Below are 18,619 nucleotides of genomic sequence, written 5' to 3'. Positions count from 1 at the left end.
ACCCCTAGGGGGTATATGGTGGCGGCATGAGCACACAACCCGCCCGCAATGACAACCACTCGCCGACGCCGGTCCGAGCCGATCGCCCCGACCATGCTGAGCATTCGCACGACTCCGAGCATCGGCACGAGCACCATGCCGAGCATCGGCACGAGCACCATGCCGAGCATCGGCGCCACGAGGGCCATTCCGGTCTCGATCACGATGAGAGTGCCGGCCCTCATGAAGACCACCACGAAGACCACTCCGGTCATGCGAACCATGGAGACCACTCCGGTCACATGGGCCATGCCGGCCACGGGGATCACGTCGGACAGTTCCGCAGGTTGTTCTGGATCATGTTCGTCATCGCGATTCCCGTTGTCGCGCTCAGCCCGATGTTCGCCCATCTCGTCGGGTACGAGCTTCCGGGTTCGGGTGGCGGCCATGGAGCAGAGGACTCAGGACTTGCGTGGCTGAACTGGGTCTCACCGGTCCTCGGCACCGTAATGTACGTCTGGGGCGGCAAGCCGTTCCTGACCGGCGGACTGAGCGAGGTCAGGTCCCGTCAACCCGGGATGATGCTCCTCATCTCGCTGGCGATCACGGTCGCGTTCATCGCCTCCTGGGGCGCGTCGCTGGGGCTGCTCCATCCTGAGCTCGACTTCTGGTGGGAGCTGGCGCTCCTCATCGTCATCATGCTGGCCGGGCACTGGATCGAGATGCGCTCCCTGGCGCAGACCACCTCGGCGCTCGACTCCCTGGCCGCCCTCCTGCCCGACGAGGCGGACAAGGTCGTCGGAGACGAGATCGTCACCGTATCTCCGGCCGAGCTCGCGATCGGTGACGTCGTCATCGTCCGGCCCGGATCCGCCGTGCCCGCCGACGGCCGCATCGTCGATGGTGCGGCGAGCATGGACGAGTCCATGATCACCGGCGAATCGAGGACCGTGCGCCGGAGCGTCGGCGACCCCGTCGTCGCCGGCACAGTCGCCACGGACTCCGGTGTGCGCGTCGAGGTCACCGCCACCGGAGAGAACACGGCGCTGGCCGGCATCCAGAAGCTCGTCGCCGACGCCCAGTCCTCGTCCTCACGCGCCCAGCGCATCGCGGACACCGCCGCGGCCTGGCTGTTCTGGTTCGCACTCGGCGCGGGCATCATCACCGCGTTCGTCTGGAGCGTCCTCGGGCTGCCGGACCTGGCCGTGATCCGCACGATCACGGTGCTCGTCATCGCCTGCCCCCACGCGCTCGGACTCGCGATCCCGCTCGTCGTCTCCATCGCCACCGAGCGCGCCGCCCGCGCCGGTGTCCTCGTCAAGGACAGGCTCGCACTCGAGACGATGCGCACCGTCGACGCGATCCTCTTCGACAAGACCGGCACCCTGACCAGGGGAGAGCCAACCGTGACCGCGGTGGAAGCGGCCGACGCCGAATCCCTGTCCGCCGATGCGGTCCTCGTCCTCGCAGCGGCCGCGGAGGCCGACAGTGAGCATCCCCTGGCCAGCGCCATCGTCCGCGCCGCCGCCGCCCGGAACCTCGACGTCCCGCGGGCTGCGGACTTCTCGTCCTCCCCGGCGGTCGGTGTGAGCGCGACGATTGACGGCGCCGAGGTGGAGGTCGGCGGACCTCACCTGCTGGCCTCCCATGAGGTGTCGGAGCTGGCGATCGCCGAAGACTGGCGGGAGCAGGGAGCGATCATCCTGCACGTGCTCCGGGACTCGGAGGTGATCGGTGCTCTGCGCCTGGCCGATGAGATCCGGTCCGAGTCCCGCGAGGCCGTCGACGCCCTCCATGCCGCAGGCTCCCAGGTCGTGATGATCACGGGAGACGCCGAGGCGGTGGCCCGGACCGTGGCCGCCGAACTCGGCATCGACCGGGTCTTCGCCGGGGTGAAGCCGGCAGACAAGGCTGCGAAGGTGAAGGAGCTGCAGGACGAAGGGCGGAGAGTCGCGATGGTCGGCGACGGCGTCAACGACGCTCCGGCACTCGCTCAGGCCGACGTCGGAATCGCGATCGGCGCCGGCACTGACGTGGCCATCGGCTCGGCCGGAGTGATCCTCGCCTCCGACGATCCGCGTGCGGTCCTGTCGGTGATCGAGCTCTCCCTCGCGTCCTATCGCAAGATGAAGCAGAACCTGTGGTGGGCGGCCGGTTACAACCTCATCTCGGTTCCATTGGCTGCCGGGATCCTGGCCCCGATCGGCTTCATCCTGCCGATGAGCGTCGGCGCTGTGCTGATGTCGGTGTCGACCATCGTGGTCGCGCTCAATGCGCAGCTGCTGCGTCGGCTCGACCTCCGCCCGGAGGCGCTGGCCGCCCGGAAGCGCTGATTCGGACGTCTTCCTGCAGCCGAGGAACATCCGACTGCAGGAGGACGGTCACAGCTGCAGGTTGCGGCGGTACTGCGCGGCCAGCCGGACGGGGGCGTCGGGGGCGCCGAATCCCCGGTAGTCACCTCGGCGTTCGACCATCTCGAAGAACACGGAACCGATCGTCGATGTGTAGAAGTGGAGGAACTCGCCGGAGGCATCGGCGTCGTAGAGAACGTGGTGCTCCTGCAGTCGGCCCAGGAAGTCCGGGTCGAGGTCGAAGCGGCTGTCGAGGTCCTCGTAGTAATTCTGCGGCACGGCGAGGAATTCGAGGCCGCGGGCACGGGCGGTGGCGGCCGCTTCGAAGATGTCGTCGCAGCTGATGGCCACGTGCTCGGGGTAGGGATCGGCCGAGGTCTGGGCTCGGGCCTTGTCGCCGATGAGCTCCGAATGGACGGGGGCGACGTTGAGCGGCATCCGGATGGACCGGTCGGCTGAGGACATCACCTGGGACCGCACCAGTCCCGACGGGCTGGGGACGTCCTGGGCGGGCTGGGCATGCAGATTGAGCAGCGAGGTGTAGAAGAGCACCGATTCGTCGTAGTGGCTGGCCGGCTGGGCGAGGTTCACATGGTCGATGCGTGAAGTCTGCGCAGAGGTGTCGGTGCCGAACTCGCGGATCCAGGCCGGCGCCGTCCCGGTGATCCGGTGGAAGAACACTTCGGAGCCGTCCGGGGCGAAGACGCCGCGCAGCACCTCCTCGTCGTGGGACTGCTCCCGCGGAACCTCGATGGCGTGGAGCAGGGTGGCGCGGTGCATCGCCGCATCGGCGTCGTCGACGTCGAACCCGATGCCGCGCAGGTAGGTGCCCGGTGATCGGGGTCGAACGGCCTCCAGGGCAGCGGAGTCGATCTCGCTGATGACGATCCTCGCCTGTCCACGGGTCCACAGCCGCACGTGCGGTTTGCTGCGGTGGAAGCCGGTGAAGTCGAACCCCAGCTGGTGGAGCTGCCGCGTGAGGGTGCCGAGGTCCTCGGTGCTCAGCTCGACGAAGTCGACGGCGCGCGGCTCGGCCACCTCGGGCAGAGGTCGGAGGTCGAGGGCGGTGCCGCTGGCACCCTCCGCGGCCGGATCCTCTCCCGCGGCGCTCAGCTGTGCGGCGACGCGGGACTCGAGCCACCTCAGCGACCGCAGTCCGTCGACCGCGGTGCGGTAGGTGTCGGCCTGGCGGAATGAGTCGTTGAACACTTCGAGGGAGACCGGCCCGGAGTAGCCGGTGGCGACGACCCGGCTCAGGAAGTCGGTGAGGTCCCATGACCCTTCGCCGGGGAAGACGCGATGGTGACGGGACCAGCTGAGCACGTCCATGGTCAGGGCCGGGGCGTCGGCCAGCTGGAGGAAGAAGATCTTGTCGCCGGGAATCCCCGCGATCGTCTCGAGATCCGTGCGTCGAGAGAGGATATGGAAGCTGTCGAGGCAGGTCCCGATTCGCGGATGGTCAGCGGCCGCCACGAGATCCCAGGCGTGGTCGTATTCCGAGACGAACCGTCCCCAGGCCAGGGCTTCGTAGGCGACGGCGACGTCGTAGCGCGCGGCGAGGTCGCCGAGGCGGCGCAGCTGGTCCGCGACCAGACCGTCGTCATCGATGGTCGCCGTTCCCACGTTGGAGCACAGCAGCATGGTCGTCATCCCGAGCCGGCGCATGAGGGCGAACTTGGCCTCGGCCCGCCGCAGGTTCTTCGCGAACAGGGCCTCGTCGACGCCCTCGAGGTCGCGGAAGGGCTGGTAGAGATCGAGGGTCAGCCCCAGCTCCTGTGCCAGCTCGGCGATGTCCTCCGGAGTCTGCGGGGAGACGACGAGATCCTGTTCGAAGATCTCGACCCCGTCGAAGCCGGCCGCCGAGGCTGCCCGGAGCTTCTCCTCCAACGTGCCCGACAGGCATACGGTGGCGATCGATGTCCGCATCATTTCTCCTTCATGGGGTCGGGTGTCAGGTCGCTCGGTGTTCAGCTCGACGAAGCGGGCGGGCGAACCGTGGCGGCGTCCGACGGCGACTTCGACCGGTCCGCGTGGAGGCCGTCGATCTCGTCGAGATCCAGCGGCTTCGTCTCCTTCGCGGCCAGCGCCGCCAACGCCACGAAGACGCAGACGCCGGCGGTGAAGGCAGCCACCGAGACCCAGTTCTCGCCGGACTTGCCGGCCACAGCCGAGGCAAGGGCGGGAGCCACGCCGCCGGAGACGGCGAAGCCGATCTGGGTGCCCAACGCCAAGCCGGTGACCCGGACGCTGGTCGGGAACATCTCCGCGTAGAACGAGGGCCAGATCGCATTCGCCATCGAGTAGAAGCCGCCGGACATGATCGCGCCGCAGAGGAAGATGAGGGTCCAGTTCCCGCTGGAGACCGCACCCAGGTAGGGGAACATCATTCCGCCGGCCAGCAGGGCGCCGGTGATGAAGACCGGCTTGCGGCCGATGCGATCGGCGAGCAGGGCGGCGGCCGGAATGGCGAGCAACGCCACCGCATTGGCGACCACTGAGACCAGGAGCATGGTCGAGCGTTCGAGGCCGACGATCGAGGTGCCGAAGGACAGAGACCAGACGGTGAAGACCATATTGACGGTGTTGATCATCGCGCAGGCCGCGACCCGCAGCACGGCTGCCTTGTGCCAGCGGAACACTGTCATCAGAGGGGGCGCCTCGGCGCGGGCCTCCTTGAACGCCGGCGGCTCCTCCAGCCCGCGACGGATCAGCCATGCGGTGAGCACGACGAGGGCGGAGAGCCAGAACGGCACCCGCCAGCCCCAGCTGAACAGCTGGTCCTCGGGGAGGAAGACGGTGAAGGGGATGAAGACGGCGGTGGCCAGCAGGGTGCCGAACTGGGTGCCGTGCAACGTCCAGCTGGTCGTCCAGGCGCGCTTGCGCTCGGCCGAGTGCTCGAGCGAGACGCTGATGGCGCTCGCCTGCTCGCCCGATGCGGACAGCCCCTGGATGATGCGGCACAGGACGAGGAGCAGCGGCGCCCAGACTCCGATCTGATCGTAGGTCGGCAGGTAGCCGACGACGAACGTCGAGATGCCCATCATGAACAGGGTGAGCATGAGGACGAACTTGCGCCCGAAGCGGTCGCCGAGCGGTCCCATGATCAGGGCGCCGAGTGGGCGGACGACGTAGGCGACTCCCACTGTGCCCATCGCCAGCAGAATGGCGATTCCGGGTGCGGTGGTCTCCGGGAAGAACAGAATGTTGAGCACCAGGGCGGCTGCTGTGCCGTAGACCGCGAAGTCGTAGTACTCGAGTGCGGAGCCCGTCCAGCTCGACAGAGCCGCACGCAGCGGCGTCTTCGCGGGGCGAGCGTCGTCGATCGCTTGAGTCATGGTTCCTCGAATCTTCAATTGCCATAATATGGCAATTACTGTTACATTATGGTTTACAGTGTGAGGCAGATGACATAACCTGTCAACGTCGCCGGTACCGAACCGGCCGGCGAACAGGCGACAGCCGAGGAAGGAGATGCCGATGCCGGCGAAGGGATCGAACACGGTGGCCAAGGCATTCCAGATGCTCGAACTCCTCGGTGAGCACCCCGAGGGCATCAGTGCCGCCGCCGCCGCAGAGGCCACCGGTCATCCGTTCAGCACCGGCTACCGGCTGCTGGGCGGACTCGTCGAATCCGGATACGCCGACTTCGACCCGGTGAGCAAGCTCTACACACTGGGTCTCGAAGTCTTCCGGCTGAGCCAGAAGGTCGCCCATCGCCGCGGCTTCACTGGGGCGGCGAAGGAACTGCTGCGGACCCTGACCCGGACGACGGGGGAGTCGAGCATTCTCTCCGTCCGCCAGGGGAACGCGTCGCTGACCGTGCTGACCGTCGATGGTCCGCAGTACCGGACGACCACCGATCCGGGAGACCAGGCGCCGCTGCACACCTCGGCACTGGGGCAGGTCCTCCTCGCGTTCGACCCCGAGCACGACGCGGTCATCGACGCACTCGATCTGACACCTCGGACGCCGAACTCCATCACCGATCCCGCGCGGCTGCGCGAAAAGGTCGCTCGGATCAGGGAGCTCGGCTGGGCCGGACAATCGGAGGAGAACGACATCGGCATGAACGCTCTGGCTGTGCCCGTGCTCGACCTCGACGGACGCCTTCTGGCGGCGCTGGCGCTGGCGGCCCCGGTGTTCCGCCGCTCCCTCGACGAGCTCATCGAACTCGTCCCCCAACTCACGGAGACCGCGACGCAGGTCGCGGCCAGATTGCCCAGGTGATGATGAACCAGATCCTCGTCCTCAACGGACCCAACCTCAACCTGCTCGGCACCCGCGAACCCGAGATCTACGGCCGCACCTCCCTGGCCGACATCGACGACCTCTGCGCCGCGACGGCCGCCGAAGTGGGGCTTGAGGTCCGCTGCCTCCAGTCCAACCATGAGGGCGAGTTGGTCGACGCGATCCACGCCGCCAGGGACACGACGGTCGGTGCCGTGGTCAACGCCGCCGCCTACACGCACACGTCGCTCGCCATCCACGATGCGCTGAAGTCCTATCACCACCGCATCGTCGAGGTGCATCTGAGCAACCCCCACGCGCGCGAAACGTTCCGCCACCACTCGTACGTCTCGCTCGTCGCCGACGTGATCGTCGCGGGAGCGGGCGCAGCCGGGTACGCCCATGCGATCAGGATCCTCGCCGAGGCGCTGGACGAGCCGAGAGCTGAGACGCAGCCGACCGCAATCACCGCACCATCCGAATCCGCGAGGACGGGGGAGTGACGATGACCACCCGAGAGTCAATGCTGCTGGGCCTGATCGGCGAGGGGATCTCCGCATCCCGCACTCCGCGGATGCATGAAGCCGAAGGCGAGTTCCACGGAATCAGGACCACCTACCGGATCCTCGACGTCACCGCCCCCACGCGTCGGGGCGTCGACCTCGGCGAGCTGGTCACGGCCGCGGTGAGAATGGGCTTCAACGGACTCAACGTCACCCACCCGTTCAAGCAGCGGGTGCTCGATCTCCTCGACGCGGTGGACCCGGGCGCGCAGCGCATCGGCTCCGTCAACACCGTGGTCATCGGCGACGACGGAACGACGACCGGCTTCAACACCGACGTCACCGGGTTCGCCCGCGGGTTCTCCGAGGGACTCGCCGGGGCCGCCACCGCGCGGGTCGTGCAGATCGGAGCCGGAGGGGCCGGACGGGCCGTCGCCTTCGCGCTGGCGGGGCTGGGAGTCGGCGAACTCGTCATCGCCGATGTCAGCGCCGAGCGGGCCGAGGGCCTCGCCTCCGACATCGGGGCCGGCGTCCGTGCAATCTCGATGGACGAGCTCGAGGAGGCGGTCACCTCGGCGGACGGAATCGTCAATGCGACCCCGGTCGGAATGGCGGCCTTCCCCGGGACCCCCTGCGACACCGGCCTCCTCGACCCGCGGAAGTGGGTGGCGGACGTCGTCTACTTCCCGCTCGAGACCCAGCTGCTCCGGGAGGCCCGGGACAAGGGCTGCCGGACCCTCGACGGCTCAGGGATGGCGGTCAACCAAGCGGTCGACGCCTTCGAGCTGTTCAGCGGGGTCAGCGCCTCGCCCGAGCGGATGCGCGAGACCTTCCTCTCCTTCGGCGCCTAAGAAGACTCTCATTCGTTTTCGCTCGACAAAGGAGAGCGGGTTGGGCAGTGTGAGAGGAGTGGGGGGACAATCGCAGGCGATGGGCTGGATCGTGACCGGCTTAGTCGTCGTGCTCGCAGCCCTGACCTTCGTCATCGTCAGAAGCACCGCCCAGCCCGAGCCTCCCGATCTCACGCCGGTCGAGGTCACCCCGCACTCCTCGTCCGCCCCTCCGCACCCTTCAACCACCCCTCCGCAGTCTCCGGGGCCCGGAGGCGAGCCCACAGGCGCCGACTCCTCGGCTGGCAGTGATTCCCAGGGCTCCGCTGACGCCGAGGGCACGCCCCCGAGGAGGATCGAACGGTCCTACGAACCGGCGCCCAACCCGCCGCGGGAGATTCCGGACGGCGATGACGATGACGACGACGTGGGTGACGGCGAAGAAGTCGAGGACGCCGGAGACGATGATGACGACTGAACGGCGCATCAGGCTGACCGTTCAGAACCGGCTCACCATCGCTGTCGCCATCCTGTCGGTCCTCACGCTGACGATCGTCGGCTTCGTCCTCTACACCGTCGAGTCGAACAACGTCGAAAGCCGCAACATCTCGACGATGTCGCAGGAGATCGCCGAGATGCGGTCCTTCGCCCAGACCGGCGTCGACCCGGAGACCGGCCAGCCCTTCACCTCGGTCGACCATCTGCTCAGCCAGTTCCTCGCCCAGAACCAGCCCAACGCGGACGAGGCGTTCTTCGCCTTCCTCACCGACGGTCGCGTCCTCTACCAGGGGGATTCGCAGCCGCTGCTGCGCAAATCCAAGGAGTTCGAGAAAGCGGTCGCCGGCGTCGCGGGAGCGGGGGGACGCATCGAGCTGAGCATCGGGAAGACCGAGTACGAAGGCTATGTGCTGCCGGTGGCCGCGGGCGGAACGCAGCCCTCTGCGGCGAAGCCCGCCTCCTTCGTCGTCATGCACAACGACACCGCGAGCCGCGCCGACCTCACCCAGGTGATGCAGATCTACATCGTCGTCGCCCTGGCCGCGGCCATCCTCATCTCCGGGATCTCCTCGATCCTCGCCCGTCGCCTGCTGCACCCGGTGACGGAGCTGCGTCGGACGGCGCAGTCGATCTCCGGCGGCGATCTCGGCAAACGCCTGAGCGTGGAGGGCAACGACGACATCGCCGAGCTCGGACGGACCTTCAACGAGATGCTCGACCGGCTCGAGGCGGCCTTCGTCGCCCAGCGCACCTTCCTCGACGACGCCGGGCACGAGCTGCGCACCCCACTGACCGTGCTGCGCGGCCACCTCGAGATCATGGACGTCACCGACCCGGACGACGTCGAGGAGACACAGGCGCTGCTGCTCGACGAGACGGACCGGATGTCGCGCCTCGTCGACGAACTGCTGCTCCTGGCGCGCTCCCGCCGTCCCGACTTCGTCCGGTCCGAGGCCGTCGACGTCGCACCCCTGCTCCAGGACGTGCTGGCCAAGGCCCGGGGGCTCGGCGTCCGGAACTGGAACTTCGACGAGGTGGACGGCGTGACGTTCCACGCCGACCGGCAACGCCTGACCCAGGCACTGCTGCAGCTGGCCGCGAACTCCGTCGACCACACCGAGGAGGGAGACACGATCGCCTTCGGCGCCCGCCTCGACGGCGAGAACGTGCACCTATGGGTCCGCGACGAGGGGGCGGGTGTGGCCCCGGAGATCGCCGACGGGATCTTCGAACGCTTCCGCCGTGGCACCGACAAGGGCAACGGCTTCGGACTGGGCTTGTCGATCATCAGAGCCATCGCCGAGGCGCACGGCGGTAGCGTGGTCCTCGACGACACCGAGGTGGGGGCCCGGTTCCGGATGATCCTGCCGAAAGGAGCAGAGTGAAGAGAATTCTCATCGTCGAGGACGAGGGCCGCATCTCCTCATTCATCGCGAAGGGCCTCAAAGCGGCCGGTTTCACCTCGAACATCGCCAGCGATGGGCGCAGCGGACGTGATCTGGCCCTGACCGGTGACTTCGACCTCGTCGTCCTCGACATCGGCCTGCCCATCATGGACGGATTCAGCGTGCTCTCCGAGCTGCGGGAGCAGCGGCCCGAGGTGCCGGTGCTCGTGCTCACGGCCCGCGACAACACCGATGACACGATCTACGCGCTGGAGAGCGGGGCCGTCGACTACATGGTCAAGCCCTTCCGCTTCGGCGAGCTCCTGGCGCGGATCAAGCTCCGGCTCAAGGAGACCCAGCCCGAGGCGCCGGCGACGGAGCTCGTCCGCGGTGACGTGCACATCGACCTCCTCCGCCGGCGGGTGAGAGTGGCCGGCAGGGAGGTCGACCTGTCCGCGCGGGAGCTGTCCCTGGCCGAGATCCTGCTTCACAATCGAGGCCAGGTGCTGTCCCGGGAGCAGCTGCTCTCCCACGTCTGGGGCTACGACTTCGACCCCGGGTCCAACGTCGTCGATGTCTACATCGGCTACCTGCGCAAGAAGCTGGGCAGCGATTTCGTGACCACCGTGCGGGGGTTCGGCTACCGCGTCGACTGACTCGCGGCCGGAACTCCTGCGGAGCAGCACGGCAGGTACCGGCCGCGGCGAACGGAAGATGAGAATGTTCTCATCGAGTTCTCATCTCAGCCTTATCCGGTGCCCGGAGGCTGGAAGCATGGCAGACTACAGGGCTGGTGGAGGCGATCACCTCACGTCGACGACGATTGCATTGTTCTCCCACGACTCGGTGGGCTTGGGGCATGTCCGTCGCAACCGTGCGCTCGCCTTCGCTCTGGCCAGGGATCTTCCGCATCTCACCGGTAAGACCGTGAGCGGGCTGCTCATCGCCGGCAACCCCGAGGCCACGCGCTTCAGTCTCCCGCCCGGCTGGGACTGGGTGATCCTGCCCGGAGTCACGCCTGCTGCCGACGGGTATGCTCCGCGGTCCTTCGGCTCTTCGATGGCGGGCCTGCGCACGCTGCGGTCGGCCGCGATCGAGGCGATCCTCATCGCCCAGCAGCCTGATCTCTTCATCGCCGATCGCCACCCCTTCGGCATCGACGGGGAGCTCAAGGATGCCCTCGCCGCAGCCAGGACCCACGGCTGCGCGACCGTGCTCGGACTGCGTGAGGTCCTCGACGACCCGGACGTGGTCGACGGGGAATGGGCCCGCATCGGCGGTGCTGCCGCTGTCGCCGACGCTTTCGACCAAGTCTGGATCTTCGGGGATTCGAGCGTCTACGACGCGCGCCTGACCGGGGAGGTTCCCGCAGAGCTCGCGCGAATCGCCGTCACCACCGGCTACCTCTCGCTCTCCCGCCCCGACCCTCTGTTCGCCCCGATCACCGAGGGCCCCTTCGTCCTCACCGTCCTCGGCGGCGGTTCGGACGGGGGAGCGCTGGCCCGGATCGCCGCGCAGGCGCGACCGCCCGCAGGTCACACCCACCTCGTCGTCACCGGACCGCAGATGGACTGGGAGGAGTTCGAATCGCTCAAGCGCTCGGCACGGCGGGGTACCCGCGTGATCCGGCACAGCAACGACGTGCCCGGGCTGATCCAGTCCGCCCGCGCCGTGGTCTGCATGGCCGGGTACAACACCCTCGCCGAGGTGATGGCCACGACCACCCCCGCCCTCGTCGTCCCGCGGGTCGGGCGCCGGGCGGAACAGCCGCGCCGGGCAGCCGCGCTGAGCCGGGCCCAGGCCGTCGACATGTGCGCTCTCGCCGACCTCACTCCGCACGGCCTCGGCGAATGGTTCGCCTCTCGATCCGACTGCCACATCGACCGCAGCGGCATCGACCGCGATGGCCTGCGGCGGGTTCCCCTGTTGGCGGCCGGGCTCTTGGGTGACGTCCCCGATTCCATCACTGACCATGTCCGCTCCACCCAGGAGGTCCGCTTTGTCGGCTGATTCCGCACCCTCGTCCTCGCAGCCGACGCACTCACCGGCGCCCTTCTCGGCACGTCCGGCGACTCGAGGCCTGCAGGCCTATGTGCTGAAGATGTACCCGCGTTTCTCGGAGACCTTCATCGTCTCCGAGATCCTCGCCCGCGAAGCCGCCGGAGAGGAGTTCGTCATCTTCTCCCTGCGTCCCACCACGGACTCGCGGTTCCACCCCGAACTGGCGCGGGTGAAGGCACAGGTCATCCACGTCGAGCGGCCCGCGAGCGCCCGCAGCTTCTGGCAGTCCTTCCAGGCTGCGGCGCAGGCCGTCGCCGGTGACGAGCAGTCCACGACGCGGTCCCATGCGGGACCCGCGGATGCGGGCCCGGCGCAGCGGCTGGCCGCTGCGCTCCCGGCGCTCACGCAGCTCGGCCACGACGACGCCGTCCAAGCCCTGAGCGTGGCCCGGCTGGCCCTCGAGCACGGAGTCACCCACCTGCACGCACACTTCGCCTCCGTGGCGACGACCGTCGCCAGGTCGGCATCCCTGCTGACCGGGATCCCGTACTCGTTCACGACCCATGCGAAGGACATCTTCCACGAGAGCGTCGACCTCACCGACCTCAGGCTCAAGACTCTCGACTCCCACAACATGGTGGCGATCAGCGAGTACAACCGGAACTACCTGCGCGCTGCGCTGGGAGAGGACGCGGGAGCGAAGATCGCCTTGGTCCGCAACGGACTCGAACTGGAGCGCTTCGCCTACCGCCCGCATGCGGGCTGCCGCACCCCTGGGCTCCTCCGGCTGCTCGCGATCGGGCGGCTGGTCGAGAAGAAGGGGTTCGGGCACCTGATCGCGGCCGTCGATCGTCTGCGAGAGGACGGGATTGCCGTCCATCTCGACCTCGTCGGCGACGGGCCGCTGCGACCGGAGCTGCAGGCAGCCGTCGTCGATCGCGGGCTCGATGACCGGGTGACGATGCATGGTCCCCTCACCCAGGCCGAGATCCGGGACATGTTCCACACCCATGACCTCCTCGTCGCCCCCTTCGTCATCGGCGCCGACGGCAATGCCGACGGCCTGCCGACCGTGCTGCTCGAAGCGATGGCCAGCGGCATTCCGTGCATCGCCGGCGATGTGACCGCTGTCCCCGAGGTGGTCGAGACCGGGGCCACCGGATGGCTCGTGGAGGGACACGACCCGGACTCGATCGCCGCAGCCGTCGCCGAGGCGCTGCGCCTCGAGCAGGAGACGCCGGGCACCTGGAGGCGGATGACCGATGCCGCGCGGGCGCGGATCGTCGAATCCTACGACTCGAGGCGGCAGGCGCAGGCGCTGCGCAGGCTCAGTTCGGCGACGGATCCCGCGCCGATGACCGCACCGATGACCGCACCGATCGACCTCGCACCGGGGCTCGAGCGGGAACTGGAGGAGGTCCGATGAGAATCGCCTACATGCTGCTCGACCCGGGCATCGGAGTGTTCGGGACCAAGGGCGCGAGCGTCCACGTCCAGGAGATCGTGCGAGCCATGCGCGCACTCGGCCATGAGGTCAGAGTCTTCTGCACCCGACGCGACTCCCAAGTGCCCGTCGACCTCGCCGATCTCCCCGTGACCGTCCTGCCGGTGCCGAAGGGCCTCGACGCCGGCGAGCGGGAGATGGAGCTGCTGCGTCTGTCCGCAGACCTCGTCGACGCCGCTCTCCGCGACGGACCGTTCGACCTCGTCTACGAACGGTACTCGCTGTTCTCCACGGCCGGCGGCGGACTGAGCGCTCACCTCGGCGCACCGCTCATCCTCGAGGTCAACGCACCTCTGCTCGAGGAGCAGCGGAACCACCGCGGGCTCGTCCACACCGAGCACGCCGAACGCGCCACCGCCTCGAGCTTCGCGGCTGCCGATCGCATCAACTGCGTCAGCCCCGCGGTGGCCGCCTGGGTGGACCGGGACTATCCCGGCATCGCCGGAGTCACGGTCATCCCCAACGGGGTCAACACCGACCGGATCACCCCTGGCGCCCTGGAAGAGGAGGACGTCGCCGAGGTGCGCGCGAACTGCGCCACCCCCGCCGAGGTGACGCCGGCGGAACCGGTGCGGATCGGTTTCGTGGGCACCCTCAAACCGTGGCACGGGACCGAGAATCTCATCGCCGCCTGCGCGCACCTGCAGGGCGGCGTCCACCTCGACATCTGCGGGCACGGCCCCGAAGCGGAAGCACTTCGTGCCCAGGTCGCCTCCCTCGGCCTCGAGCAGTCCGTGACCTTCCACGGAGCCGTGGCGCCAGACGTGATGCCCGAGCATCTGCGCCGCTTCGACATCGCGGTGGCACCCTACCCTCCGGGTGACAACTACTTCTCCCCGCTCAAGGTCTACGAGTACATGGCGGCAGGCCTGCCGATCGTCGCCTCCCGGATCGGGGCGATCCCCGAGCTGCTGGAGGGAACCGGAGCAGCCGAGCTCGTGCCGCCGGGCGACGTGAGCGCTCTCGCCGCCGCCCTGCAGACGCTCATCGACGACCCTGCCGCGTGCAGACGGATGGGGACGGCGGCGCGGGCCGCAGCGGTCATCCGTCACACCTGGCTGAGCCGATGCGAGGACATCCTCGCCCCCTTCACCCGCACGCACACTGAGGTTCCGGACGGGGCGGTGGCAGCGACATGAGCAGACGATCACGCGACACGGTGTCCGCAGGTGCCCTGGGGCGCACCCTGCAGATCCTGCGCCCCCACATCGGCCGGCACCGGCTGCTCATCGTCGGCGGTCTCCTGGCGCTGTTCGCAGACGTGGTCTTCCGGGTCCTCGAGCCCTGGCCGATCAAGATCGCCGTCGACGCCGTGACCGCGGCTCTGGGCGCTGAGATCGCAACGACGTTCAGCCTCGGCGGAAACGTCGGTCTCACCCTCGCCGCGGCCGCCATCGCACTGGCGGTCATCGTCGCCGGTCGAGCCGTCACCAACTACGCCTCGACGATCTGCTTCGCCCTCGTCGGCGCCCGGGTCGCGACCCAGCTGCGGTCGCGAGTCTTCGACCACGTGCAGTCACTGTCGCTGAAATATCATTCGAAGGCATCGATCGGGGACACTTCTCAGCGGCTGGTCGGCGACATCGGCCGCCTCCAGGAGGTCGCGGTCACCGCCGGCCTGCCGCTGGTCGGCAACGTCATCACCCTCGTGGTTCTGCTCGGCGTGATGATCGTCCTCGACCCGGTTCTGAGCGCGATCGTGCTCGTCACCGCGGCGATCTACGGTCTGCTGTCGAAGGTCTCGACGCCGAAGATCACCACCGCCTCACGCTCGACTCGCAAGGGCGAGGGGAAGCTCGTCGGATCCGCCGCCGAGGCCCTCTCAGCGATCCGAGTCGTCCAGGCCTACGGGTTGGAGAAGACGGTTGCCCGCGAGTTCGCCGACGGCAATGAACGCGCCCTGCAGGCAGGGGTCCGCGCCCGCAGGCTCGCGGCCGGCCTCGAGCGCTCCACCGACGTCCTGGTCGGCATCTCCCAGGCCCTGGTGCTCGCCTTCGGCAGCTACCAGGTGCTGCGGCAGGCGATGACCCCCGGCGATCTCGTGCTGTTCCTCATGTACCTGAAGATCGCGATGAAGCCCCTGCGGGACATGGCCAAGTACACGGGCAGGATCGCCCGCGCCGCAGCCTCGGGGGAGCGGATCGCCGACCTCCTCGACGAACCGGTGGAGATCGCCGACGCCCCCGGCGCCGTGACCATGGGTCGCCCCGGCGGCGACATCGCCTTCGATCGCATCACCTCCCGCGACGGGCATGGCCGGCCCTTGTTCGACGATCTCAGCCTCCTCATCCCCGCAGGTCAGAAAGTCGGCCTGCTGGGGTCCTCGGGGGCCGGGAAGTCAACTCTGGTCAGCTATCTGCTGCGGCTGTCCCAACCCGAGACCGGGTCGATCTACATCGACGGCTACGACACCCGCAACGTCACCCGCTCCTCTCTGCGCCAGAACGTCTCCGTCCTCCTCCAGGAGTCCGTCCTCTTCGCCGCCACTGTGCGGGAGAACATCCGCTACGGACGCCTGGACGCCACCGACGCCGAGGTGGAGGCTGCCGCCCGTGCCGCGCAGGTCGACGAGTTCATCCGCAGTCTGCCAGACGGCTATGACACAGTGCTCGGCAACCGCGGAGACACGCTCTCGGGCGGGCAGCGACAGCGGCTGGCGATCGCGCGTGCCCTTGTTCGCGCGGCTCCGATCGTCGTCTTCGACGAGGCGACCTCCGGACTGGATCCGCAGACCCGGGAGCTCGTCACCGAATCCGTGCAGTCGCTGACCGAGGGGCGCACCAGCCTGGTCATCACCCACGACGTGTCGATGATCCGGGGTCTCGACCGGATTCTGTGGCTCGAAGACGGTACGATCGTGGAAGACGGACCCCCGAACTCACTGGCAGCCGACCCGGGTTCACGATTCGCCCGGTGGCTGTGGACCCAGGACAGCGACATGGTCAAGGATCCTGCATGAGCCTCGCCGAATTCGCCCGCATCCCCTTCATCGACGAGATCGTCGACGCCGAACGCCTGTCCCAGCGACTCGGCTTCGCGGTCGCACCGACCCGGATCCGGGTCAAACCCGGGCATGGCGCGCTCCTGGCCTGGCGCCGGGACCCGCGGAGCGGGGCCTCGTCTTCGTGCACCTTCACCTCGGCGGACTGGGGCTGGACCGCCATCGTCACCGACCCGAACAAACTCGACAACATCCGTCGCCGTGCCGAGCGACGGGGCACCCCCATCCGCCTCCACGCGGCGGGGGAGGCACGCTCCGTGCTGGTCAGCGGCGAGCTGCCGGGCGATCCGAAGCTGAACAAGGTGATCGGCCGCCCCGGTTCCGGGTTCTCCTCCGAGGCCGAGGTGCTCGGCTACAACCCGGGACGCCGCCTGCTCCTGCGCAGCGGGAACCGGTTCGTGCGCATCAGTTCCACCGACTGCGACCACCTGGTCCGCACGTCCCGGCAATGGCAGCGCTGGGGCATCCCCACCCTCCCGGTTGAATTCCTCGGCCGGCGCCGCACTTCGGTCCACTCCCCGTGGTGGGGGACCGGCGATCTGGAACGCTGTCCCGACGCCGGGATCGCAACGGCCGTCGGTGAGAGCATCGCCGAACTGCACCGGCAGGAGCCGCCGACCGCACTGGGCACGGTGGTCCAGCCGGACGAGCTGTCCGCCGACGACGCGGTGTCCCGGCCGGACGTACCACCGCCGCCGGGTCTCCTGGCCGGGCAGGTCCCGGGGGCCGGCCCGGATATTGGACCCCCACCGGCCTCCTCGCTCCAGCAGGACAGTTCCCACCCCGACACCCCCGGCAGCTCGTGCTCCCCGCTCGATCTGGTCGACGTGGCCCGTACCCTTGCCGAACTCGTCCCGGAGCTCGACGCCGACCTCCGAACGCTCGCCGACGAATTGGGCACACGGTTGGCCCAGGCCGTCGAGGAGGGAGAAGACCGTCCGCTCCATGGTGATCTCAGCCCTGATCAGGTGCTCATCGACGGGGACGACTTCCGGATCATCGACCTCGACCGCGTCGGCGCCGGACCCGCCGGAGTGGATGTGGGGAGCTGGGTGGCGAGATGCCGCATGAACGACCTCACCGACATGGAAGACGCATTCCTCGACGGCTATGCTCGCCGAGGTGGTCGCATCGACGACGTCGAAGCCTGGTGCGCGCGTGCCCTGCTGACCACGGCGATCGAACCCTTCCGGCAGTGCCGAACGGACTGGCGGGACCAGACTGTCCGCACCGTGGCCGCAGCGAAGCAGGCGCTGCGGTGATGACGGAGATCCCCGGCACCATCGAGGTGGGTGGGCGCCGCTGGGCCATCCGCCGAGCGTGGCCGGCGAGCCGCGGTCGGACCGCGGTGGAGGCCGAGCATGAGGGGCGTCTCCGGTCCGGATTCCTCGAAGACGGCCGGGTGACAGTGCTTCCCGCAGGTGAGGATCCGAGACTGCCGGGGTTGGCGCACTGCCTGTCCGGCCCGGGGAATCGGCTGATCTCCCATCGACCGGGCAAACGCGCCGTCGTCCGTCTCAGCGACGGGACATTCGCCAAATGCGTGCGCACCGGCGCAGCCCGAGCAGTCGTGGACGGCACCCTCAGCGCGGCCCCGTTCGCAGCAGGGTTCAGGATGCCCGAGGTGATCCGCGTCGATGACTCGACCGTCGTGCTCAGTCCCCTCGCCGGAGTGGGCCTTCACGATCCGTCGCCCTTCAGCGATGAGGAATGGACGCGCGCGTGGGCGGAGGTGCTCGACGCCTGGGCCAGGGTGGGCAGTGACCGGGCGACTGGGACGCAGCAGGAGACCGGGGAGGACGTCGGCAGCATGGACCCGACGCGTCCGAGGCACCTGACGCCCGTTCACTCCGCGAAGGATGAGATCCGGGTGCTGCGCGAGTGGAGGGACAGGGCGCAATCGTTCCTCGAACCTCTGCTCGACGGGCCTCGCTTCGAATCCCTCGAGCGCGGGATCGCTGCCGTCGAGGCCGAACTGAGCACCTCGGCGGGGCTCTGGGGTCCGCTGCACCGCGACCTCCACGACAAGCAGCTGATGTGGGACTCGGAGCACGGCCCCGGCCTGCTCGACGTCGACACCGCCTGCGTCGGGGAACGGGAACTCGATCTGGGCAATCTGCGGGCCCATGCCTGGTGGAGGCACCGCCAGGGGATCTGGTCGCAGCCCCACGCCGACGCAGTGGTGCACGCGATCGCGACGGCCACCTCGGCGACGGGGGCGGATGTTGCCCGCGTCGGCGTGTACGAACGCGCGGCGCTGCTGCGCCTGGTCTGCGTCTACGTGTTCCGGCCCAGGTGGAGGGCGCTGATCGGGGACTTGATCGACGCCTGCTGAACGCA

At 68.6% G+C, this 18,619-nt stretch carries 15 protein-coding genes; 13 read left to right on the top strand and 2 right to left on the bottom strand.

Annotated features, from left to right (window positions below; all coding sequences use genetic code 11):
* Window positions 1-26: 26 nt before the first annotated feature.
* A complete protein-coding gene (locus tag RIT73_RS07360) occupies window positions 27-2,312 on the top strand; it encodes a heavy metal translocating P-type ATPase (RefSeq protein ID WP_309131416.1) in 2,286 nt (761 codons plus the stop codon).
* Window positions 2,313-2,360: 48 nt separating this feature from the next.
* On the opposite strand, the gene RIT73_RS07355 is transcribed toward RIT73_RS07360, so the two are convergent.
* A complete protein-coding gene (locus RIT73_RS07355; protein ID WP_309131452.1) occupies window positions 2,361-4,256 on the bottom strand; it encodes a TIM barrel protein in 1,896 nt (631 codons plus the stop codon).
* A 41-nt stretch (window positions 4,257-4,297) separates the two neighbouring features.
* Window positions 4,298-5,665 (bottom strand): MFS transporter, encoded by a 1,368-nt coding sequence (locus RIT73_RS07350; protein WP_309131415.1) that lies wholly within the window; start codon window positions 5,663-5,665, stop codon window positions 4,298-4,300.
* Window positions 5,666-5,807: 142 nt separating this feature from the next.
* On the opposite strand from RIT73_RS07350, the gene RIT73_RS07345 reads away from it, so the two are divergent.
* The 12 genes from RIT73_RS07345 to RIT73_RS07290 all read left to right on the top strand — a co-directional run bounded on the left by RIT73_RS07345 (window position 5,808) and on the right by RIT73_RS07290 (window position 18,614).
* Window positions 5,808-6,557 (top strand): IclR family transcriptional regulator, encoded by a 750-nt coding sequence (locus RIT73_RS07345; protein ID WP_309131414.1) that lies wholly within the window; start codon window positions 5,808-5,810, stop codon window positions 6,555-6,557.
* Between the two features lie 2 nt (window positions 6,558-6,559).
* Window positions 6,560-7,060 carry a type II 3-dehydroquinate dehydratase gene (gene aroQ / locus RIT73_RS07340; protein ID WP_309131451.1) on the top strand — a complete coding sequence of 167 codons (501 nt, stop codon included), beginning with the start codon at window positions 6,560-6,562 and terminating at the stop codon, window positions 7,058-7,060.
* Between the two features lie 2 nt (window positions 7,061-7,062).
* Window positions 7,063-7,911 (top strand): shikimate dehydrogenase, encoded by an 849-nt coding sequence (locus tag RIT73_RS07335; protein WP_309131413.1) that lies wholly within the window; start codon window positions 7,063-7,065, stop codon window positions 7,909-7,911.
* A 79-nt stretch (window positions 7,912-7,990) separates the two neighbouring features.
* Window positions 7,991-8,368 (top strand): hypothetical protein, encoded by a 378-nt coding sequence (locus RIT73_RS07330; RefSeq protein WP_309131412.1) that lies wholly within the window; start codon window positions 7,991-7,993, stop codon window positions 8,366-8,368.
* Entirely contained in the window at window positions 8,301-9,773 is a 1,473-nt protein-coding gene (locus RIT73_RS07325) for a HAMP domain-containing sensor histidine kinase (RefSeq protein ID WP_309131411.1), read from the top strand. Before RIT73_RS07330 ends, RIT73_RS07325 begins: the two co-directional genes overlap by 68 nt.
* A complete protein-coding gene (locus RIT73_RS07320; RefSeq protein ID WP_309131410.1) occupies window positions 9,770-10,429 on the top strand; it encodes a response regulator transcription factor in 660 nt (219 codons plus the stop codon). The genes RIT73_RS07325 and RIT73_RS07320 overlap by 4 nt, the downstream gene beginning before the upstream one ends.
* Before the next feature lie 118 nt (window positions 10,430-10,547).
* Complete coding sequence (locus RIT73_RS07315; RefSeq protein ID WP_309131409.1) at window positions 10,548-11,783, top strand: glycosyltransferase; 1,236 nt, start codon at window positions 10,548-10,550, stop codon at window positions 11,781-11,783.
* Window positions 11,773-13,200, top strand: coding sequence for a glycosyltransferase family 4 protein (locus tag RIT73_RS07310; protein ID WP_309131408.1), 1,428 nt, complete (start codon window positions 11,773-11,775; stop codon window positions 13,198-13,200). Before RIT73_RS07315 ends, RIT73_RS07310 begins: the two co-directional genes overlap by 11 nt.
* Window positions 13,197-14,417, top strand: a complete 1,221-nt coding sequence (locus RIT73_RS07305; RefSeq protein ID WP_309131407.1) for a glycosyltransferase family 4 protein — start codon at window positions 13,197-13,199, stop codon at window positions 14,415-14,417. Before RIT73_RS07310 ends, RIT73_RS07305 begins: the two co-directional genes overlap by 4 nt.
* Window positions 14,414-16,237, top strand: a complete 1,824-nt coding sequence (locus RIT73_RS07300) for an ABC transporter ATP-binding protein (RefSeq protein WP_309131406.1) — start codon at window positions 14,414-14,416, stop codon at window positions 16,235-16,237. Before RIT73_RS07305 ends, RIT73_RS07300 begins: the two co-directional genes overlap by 4 nt.
* Window positions 16,234-17,541, top strand: coding sequence for a phosphotransferase (locus tag RIT73_RS07295; RefSeq protein ID WP_309131405.1), 1,308 nt, complete (start codon window positions 16,234-16,236; stop codon window positions 17,539-17,541). The genes RIT73_RS07300 and RIT73_RS07295 overlap by 4 nt, the downstream gene beginning before the upstream one ends.
* Window positions 17,541-18,614 (top strand): phosphotransferase, encoded by a 1,074-nt coding sequence (locus RIT73_RS07290; RefSeq protein ID WP_309131404.1) that lies wholly within the window; start codon window positions 17,541-17,543, stop codon window positions 18,612-18,614. The genes RIT73_RS07295 and RIT73_RS07290 overlap by 1 nt, the downstream gene beginning before the upstream one ends.
* The last annotated feature ends 5 nt before the right edge of the window (window positions 18,615-18,619 follow it).

This window comes from Brevibacterium sp., from assembly GCF_031179145.1.
Lineage (GTDB): Bacteria > Actinomycetota > Actinomycetes > Actinomycetales > Brevibacteriaceae > Brevibacterium.
This window is presented reverse-complemented; position numbering and strand designations above follow the sequence as displayed.

Coding starts and splice junctions, on each gene's coding strand:
- RIT73_RS07315 (WP_309131409.1), top strand. CDS start 10,548: ATGGCAGACTACAGGGCTGGTGGAGGCGATCACCTCACGTCGACGACG.
- RIT73_RS07345 (WP_309131414.1), top strand. CDS start 5,808: ATGCCGGCGAAGGGATCGAACACGGTGGCCAAGGCATTCCAGATGCTC.
- RIT73_RS07305 (WP_309131407.1), top strand. CDS start 13,197: ATGAGAATCGCCTACATGCTGCTCGACCCGGGCATCGGAGTGTTCGGG.
- RIT73_RS07335 (WP_309131413.1), top strand. CDS start 7,063: ATGACCACCCGAGAGTCAATGCTGCTGGGCCTGATCGGCGAGGGGATC.
- aroQ (WP_309131451.1), top strand. CDS start 6,560: ATGAACCAGATCCTCGTCCTCAACGGACCCAACCTCAACCTGCTCGGC.
- RIT73_RS07300 (WP_309131406.1), top strand. CDS start 14,414: ATGAGCAGACGATCACGCGACACGGTGTCCGCAGGTGCCCTGGGGCGC.
- RIT73_RS07355 (WP_309131452.1), bottom strand. CDS start 4,256: ATGCGGACATCGATCGCCACCGTATGCCTGTCGGGCACGTTGGAGGAG.
- RIT73_RS07330 (WP_309131412.1), top strand. CDS start 7,991: ATGGGCTGGATCGTGACCGGCTTAGTCGTCGTGCTCGCAGCCCTGACC.
- RIT73_RS07350 (WP_309131415.1), bottom strand. CDS start 5,665: ATGACTCAAGCGATCGACGACGCTCGCCCCGCGAAGACGCCGCTGCGT.
- RIT73_RS07325 (WP_309131411.1), top strand. CDS start 8,301: ATGACGATGACGACGACGTGGGTGACGGCGAAGAAGTCGAGGACGCCG.
- RIT73_RS07295 (WP_309131405.1), top strand. CDS start 16,234: ATGAGCCTCGCCGAATTCGCCCGCATCCCCTTCATCGACGAGATCGTC.
- RIT73_RS07290 (WP_309131404.1), top strand. CDS start 17,541: ATGACGGAGATCCCCGGCACCATCGAGGTGGGTGGGCGCCGCTGGGCC.
- RIT73_RS07360 (WP_309131416.1), top strand. CDS start 27: ATGAGCACACAACCCGCCCGCAATGACAACCACTCGCCGACGCCGGTC.